At 63.4% G+C, this 5,983-nt stretch carries 6 protein-coding genes; all 6 read left to right on the top strand.

Features of this window, described 5'->3' with window-relative positions:
- Window positions 1-679 (top strand): YicC/YloC family endoribonuclease (locus tag ADADOO_RS02440; RefSeq protein WP_511274706.1); only part of this gene is annotated, 679 nt, incomplete at its 5' end.
- A gap of 120 nt (window positions 680-799) precedes the next feature.
- A complete protein-coding gene (gene gmk, locus ADADOO_RS02435) occupies window positions 800-1,408 on the top strand; it encodes a guanylate kinase (protein WP_511274704.1) in 609 nt (202 codons plus the stop codon).
- 14 nt (window positions 1,409-1,422) lie between these two features.
- Window positions 1,423-1,629: a DNA-directed RNA polymerase subunit omega gene (rpoZ, locus tag ADADOO_RS02430; RefSeq protein ID WP_511274702.1), complete on the top strand. Its 207-nt coding sequence runs from the start codon at window positions 1,423-1,425 to the stop codon at window positions 1,627-1,629.
- Between the two features lie 21 nt (window positions 1,630-1,650).
- A complete protein-coding gene (locus ADADOO_RS02425) occupies window positions 1,651-3,804 on the top strand; it encodes a RelA/SpoT family protein (RefSeq protein WP_511274700.1) in 2,154 nt (717 codons plus the stop codon).
- Window positions 3,801-5,054, top strand: coding sequence for a D-amino acid dehydrogenase (locus ADADOO_RS02420; RefSeq protein ID WP_511274698.1), 1,254 nt, complete (start codon window positions 3,801-3,803; stop codon window positions 5,052-5,054). Before ADADOO_RS02425 ends, ADADOO_RS02420 begins: the two co-directional genes overlap by 4 nt.
- Window positions 5,048-5,821 carry a TatD family hydrolase gene (locus tag ADADOO_RS02415; RefSeq protein WP_511274696.1) on the top strand — a complete coding sequence of 258 codons (774 nt, stop codon included), beginning with the start codon at window positions 5,048-5,050 and terminating at the stop codon, window positions 5,819-5,821. The genes ADADOO_RS02420 and ADADOO_RS02415 overlap by 7 nt, the downstream gene beginning before the upstream one ends.
- Window positions 5,822-5,983 lie beyond the last annotated feature (162 nt).

The raw sequence follows: 5,983 nt of genomic DNA, 5'->3' as shown, positions 1-5,983 counted from the left end.
GTGCCGGCTCGCCTTCAATGCGGCGGCCGCCAAGGCCGACCAGCTCAAAATCAACGGCGAGTTGCTGGCGACGCTGAAGTCGCTGAACGAACGCGTGCGCCGCGAGATGCCCGAGGCGACGCCGCTGTCGGTGAACGAAGCCCTGCGCTGGCCCGGCATGTTCGGCGAACAGAACGTCGACTTCGCTGCGCTGAGCCCCGAGGTCATGACCCTGGCCCGCGACGCGCTGGTCGATTTCACGGCAACCCGTGGCCGCGAAGGCGACAAGCTGGCTGAAACCATCATTGACCGCGTCAACGCCATGCGCGACATCGTCCGCCGCGTCGCCCCGCGCATTCCCGAGGCGCAGGCCATCTACACCGACAAGCTGCGCCAGCGTCTAACCGAAGCGCTGGGTGGCGCCAGCGACGACCGCGTGCTGCAGGAAGTCGCCGTCTTCGCGACACGCATCGATGTGGCGGAAGAACTCGCCCGCCTGACCACTCACCTCGACGAAGTCGAGCGTGTGCTCAAGCACGGCGGTGCCTGTGGCAAGCGCCTCGATTTCCTGATGCAGGAACTCAATCGCGAAGCCAATACGCTCGGCTCGAAATCGGCCATCACCGAGGTTTCGCAGGCCTCGATGGAACTCAAGCTGCTCATCGAGCAAATGCGCGAACAAATTCAGAACCTGGAATAAATCGGACGTGGCGCGTTGGCCCGCGGACAACGCAGGCCAATTTCATTTTTGGTCGTTTTTCCCGGTTGACCGTAGCAAATTGCTAATCCCGCCGTGGCGGGCGTTTTTCTGAGGGCCCCCATGGCCGGAAATCTTTATGTAGTGGCCGCGCCGTCCGGTGCCGGCAAGACGACGCTGGTTCGCCTGCTCCTCGAGCAGGAAAAAACCGTCCAGCTTTCCATCTCCTATACCACTCGCGCGCCGCGCCCGGGTGAGGAAAACGGGCGCGAATATCATTTCGTTGAGGCCACCGAATTCCAGGCGATGATCGCCCGCCAGGAATTCCTCGAATGGGCCGAGGTGCATGGCAATTTCTATGGCACCTCGAAGAAATGGATTGCTGACCAGTTGGCGGTCGACCGCGATGTCCTGCTCGAGATCGACTGGCAGGGCGCGCAGCAGGTGCGGGCCTTGTTCCCGCAGGCGATCGGTGTCTTCATTCTGCCGCCGTCGATGGAAGAGTTGACCCGCCGCCTGACCGGCCGTGGCACCGACAGCGCCGACGTCATTTCGCGCCGTTTGGCCGCGGCGCAGGCCGAAATGCGCCATGTCGGCGAATTCGACTATGTTATTATTAACGACCAGTTGGCTCAGGCTCTGGATGATTTGCGTGCGGTTATACGCGCCTCCCGTCTGAGTTTTGGGGCCCAGCGTGCGCGACACGCCGCCCTGTTTCAAAGAATGATCTGATTTTTGAGGTTTCCATGGCTCGCGTTACCGTTGATGACTGTCTGAAAAGAATTCCCAATCGCTTCATGATGACCCTGGCTGCCGCCCACCGCGCCCGTCAGCTGGCCAACGGCGCGACCCCGCTGGTCGACGGTGAAAAGCACAAGCCGACGGTTGTCGCACTCAAGGAAATGGGCGCCGGCAAGATTGGCCTGGAAGTGCTTAACCGCGGCCAAGGCTGAAGGTTGGGGCGGTGAAGACTGATGGGTTTCGTGCCGTCACCTCTGCCGCCTGCTGATGAGGAACCCGCCTACCGGGTTTTCCTCGATAGTCTCGATTATCTTTCCCCGGCTGAACTAGAAAAAATCAAGGCGGCGTATGCCTACGCCGCCAAGGCGCACGCCAGTCAGCGGCGCATGTCGGGCGAGGCCTACATCACGCATCCGCTGGCTGTCGCCGGCGCCGTCGTCGAGTGGCGGATGGATGTCGACGCGATTGCCGCGGCCCTGCTCCATGATGTGCTCGAAGATACCGGGACGACCAAGCACGAGCTGGCCGAGAAATTCGGCAAGGAAGTCGCCGAGCTGGTCGATGGCCTGTCCAAGCTCGACAAGATGGAATTCGCCTCCTACCAGGAGGCGCAGGCCGAAAATTTCCGCAAGATGCTGATGGCCATGGCGCGCGATTTGCGCGTCGTGCTCATCAAGCTCGCCGACCGCCAGCACAACCTGGCGACGATGTCGGCGATGCGTGCCGACAAGCGCACCCGCATCGCCCGCGAAACGCTCGAAATCTACGCCCCGATTGCCTTGCGCCTCGGCCTCAACAAGCTCTACCGCGAGTTGCAGGACACCTCGTTCCGGCTCATCCATCCGCATCGCGCCGAGGTGCTGACCAAGGCGCTGAGCACCGCGCACGGTAACCGCAAGGAGCTGCTCACCAAGATTCTCGACGGCATCAACGAAAAGCTGGTGCACGCCGGCCTCAAGGCTGAGGTGTTTGGCCGCGAGAAGAGCCTGTACTCGATTTTCCGCAAGATGAAGGAAAAGCACCTGTCGTTTTCGCAGGTGCTCGACATCTACGGCTTCCGGGTCGTCGTCGACAATGTGCCGACCTGCTATCTGGCGCTCGGCGCGTTGCACAGCCTGTTCAAGCCGGTGCCCGGCAAGTTCAAGGACTACATCGCCATTCCCAAGGCCAACGGCTACCAGTCGCTGCATACGACGCTGATCGGGCCCTACGGCACGCCGGTCGAAGTGCAGATCCGGACGCGCGAAATGCACCATGTCGCGCAGGAAGGCGTCGCTGCGCACTGGCTGTACAAGGATATGGATGAAAGCAGCGCTGACCTGCAGATCAAGACGCACAAGTGGCTGCAGTCGCTGCTCGAGATGCAGACCAGCGACTCGGCCGAGTTCTTCGAAAACGTCAAGATTGACCTCTTTCCTGACGAGGTTTACGTCTTCACGCCCAAGGGCAAGATCATGGCCATGCCGCGTGGCGCGACGGTGGTCGACTTCGCCTACGCGGTGCATACCGACGTCGGCCATCACTGCTCGGCAGCCCGCGTCAATCACGAGCTGGCGCCGCTGCGCACCGAGCTGCGCAATGGCGACCTGGTCGAGATCATCACTTCGCCACAAGCCAGCCCGAACCCGGTGTGGCTGACCTACGTCAAGACCGGTCGGGCGCGCAGCAAGATCCGCTACTTTTTGCGCACCATGCAGAACGAGGAATCGGCTCGCCTTGGCGAGCGCCTGCTGCGTCAGGAATTGCTGTCGCTCGGCGTCGTGCCGATTTCGATCCCGACCGCCGCCTGGGAGCAGATGGTCAAGTCTGGTGGCCAGAAGAATATCGAAGAGGTTTATACCGAGATTGGCCTCGGCAAGCGGCTGCCTTCCGTCGTCGCCCGTCGCCTGCTGGCCCGCGAGGACATGACGCATGACGTGCCGAGCGGCATGGCGCTGGCCATCCACGGCACCGAAGGCATGGCCATCCAGCTGGCCCGGTGCTGCCAGCCGATTCCCGGCGACCCGATCATCGGTTCGATCAGGAAGGGCAGCGGTCTGGTCATTCATACGCATGACTGCCAGGCGATCCGCAAGTCGCGCTCGAGCGAGCCGCAGAAATGGATCGATGTCGAATGGGAGCCGGAAGAGGGCAAGCTGTTCGATATCCGCATCAACGTCGAGGTCAAGAACTCGCGCGGGGTGCTGGCCCAGGTTGCCTCGGCCATCGCCGAGGCCGGCTCGAACATCGAGCATGTCTCGATGGACGCCGACCCGGAACGCCTGTTTACCTCGCTGCGCTTCACCATTCAGGTCGCCCATCGCAATCATTTGGCGCAGGTCATGCGCGGCATGCGCCACATCCCCGAGGTCACCCGCATTACCCGTGAAAGGGGGGGCGAGACTTGAAAGTGCTGGTGCTGGGGGCCGGCGTTGTCGGTACAACGAGCGCGTGGTATCTCGCCCGCGCCGGGCATCAGGTGACGGTCATCGACCGTCAGCCAGAGGTCGCTGACGAGACGAGCTTTGCCAACGGCGGACAGATTTCCGTTTCTCACGCCGAGCCATGGGCCAACCCGCATGTTCTGACCCGCCTGCTGAAATGGCAGGGCCGCGAAGATGCGCCGTTGCTTTGGCGTTGGCGGGCTGATCCGGCGCAACTGGCCTGGGGCCTGCGCTTTCTCGGCGAATGCCTGCCCGGCCGGACCCGGCGCAACATCGCGGCGATTGTTGCCATGGCGCTGTACAGCCGGCGCAGTCTGCAGGCGCTGCGGCAGGATCTGGGGCTCGAATACGACCATCTCGAGCGCGGCATCCTGCACATTTATACCGATCGCCAGGAGTTTTCGGCGGCGGTCGAAGCGGCGCAGCTGATGCGCCAGTTCGGGCTGGATCGTCTGACGGTCAACGCGGAAAAGTGCCTCGAAATTGAACCAGCGCTGGCCGCCGCCAAGCTGCCTCTGGTCGGTGGCGACTACACGCGCTCCGACGAAAGTGGCGACGCCAGGAAATTCACCGGCGCCCTGGCCGAGCGAGCGGCTGCGCTCGGTGTCGATTTTCGCTTCGGCACGACCATCGAGCGCATTGCCGCCGGGGCCGGCCGGGTCGCCGGGGTCGTCGCCAGCGGCAAGGATGGCCGCGAATTGCTGACGGCCGATGCCTACGTCGTCGCCCTCGGCAGCTATTCGCCGCTGCTCACCAAGCCGCTCGGCATCAGCCTGCCGGTCTATCCGGCCAAGGGCTATTCGGCGACGCTGACGCTGGCCGAGGGAAGCGGCGCGCCGACGGTCAGCATTACCGACGACGAGTGCAAACTGGTCTTTTCCCGCCTTGGCAACCGCTTGCGCATCGCCGGCACGGCCGAATTCAATGGCTACAACCTCGATCTCAATCCGGTGCGCTGCCAGGCGCTGATCACGCGCACCCGCCAGCTTTTTCCCGAACTCAAGACACTTGGTGAGCCGGCCTTCTGGTGCGGTCTGCGCCCGGCGACGCCGTCGAATGTGCCGATCATCGGCCAGACGCGTTACGCCAACCTGTGGCTCAACACCGGCCACGGCACGCTGGGGTGGACGATGGCCTGCGGCTCGGCGGCCGCCCTCGCCGACCTGATGAGCGGCGCTTTACCCGAAGTGGATTTTCCCTTCCTGAAATGTTGATCGATACCCACTGTCATCTCGATGCGGCGGAGTTCGATGCCGATCGCGATGCAGTGTATGCCGCGGCGCTGGCTGCCGGTGTCGAGCGGATCGTGGTGCCGGGCGTCACGGTCGACCGGAATTTTCGGCCAAAATCGAAAATTGCCGACTATCCGGCCTGCCTTGAGGCCTACGGGATCCACCCGCTTTACGTCGACCAGTCCAGCCCGGAAGACCTGTCCCGGCTGCGCGACTGGCTACAGCAGGCGCCGCCGGTTGCGGTCGGCGAGATCGGCCTCGATTTCTACGTCAGCGGCATCGATAGCGAGCGCCAGACCCATTTCTTCGTCGAACAACTGAAGCTCGCCCGCGACTTCGATCTGCCCGTCTTGCTCCACGTCCGCCGGGCGATTGATCCGGTACTCAAGCAATTGCGCCGGATCGGCGTGCGCGGCGGCATCGCCCACGCCTTCAACGGCAGTCGCCAGCAGGCCGATGAATTCATCAAACTCGGCTTCGCGCTCGGGTTTGGCGGCGCCATGACCTTCGCCGGTTCGACGCGCATTCGCGCCCTGGCGCAAACGCTCCCGCTCGAATCGATCGTTCTCGAAACCGATGCGCCGGATATGCCGCCAGCCTGGCTGAACGGCGGCCGCAATGCACCTGGCGAATTGCCGCGCATCATCGAAGTGCTGGCTGGCCTGCGCAAGCTGCCGCCGGCCGCGCTCGCCGCGCAGACGACCGAGAATGCGCGGGCCATCCTGCCCGCCCTGCGCGAAGCGGCCTGAACCAGGCGCCGTGTTCGCCTCGGCTTGAGGGCGATCAGTGCGCCATGGCTGTCGCTTGCCAGGTATTCCCGCTGGTTTGATCTGCGCTAAAGCGCGGCTCGGGGACCGGCGTAAATTGTCGTGGTCGATAGCCGATGGTCTGCGGGGCCCATCTGCTCCGCA

The organism is Azonexus sp., from assembly GCF_036170495.1.
Lineage (GTDB): Bacteria > Pseudomonadota > Gammaproteobacteria > Burkholderiales > Rhodocyclaceae > Azonexus.
Note: the sequence above shows the minus strand (reverse complement) of the source record. Positions and strands in the feature narration are given on the sequence as shown.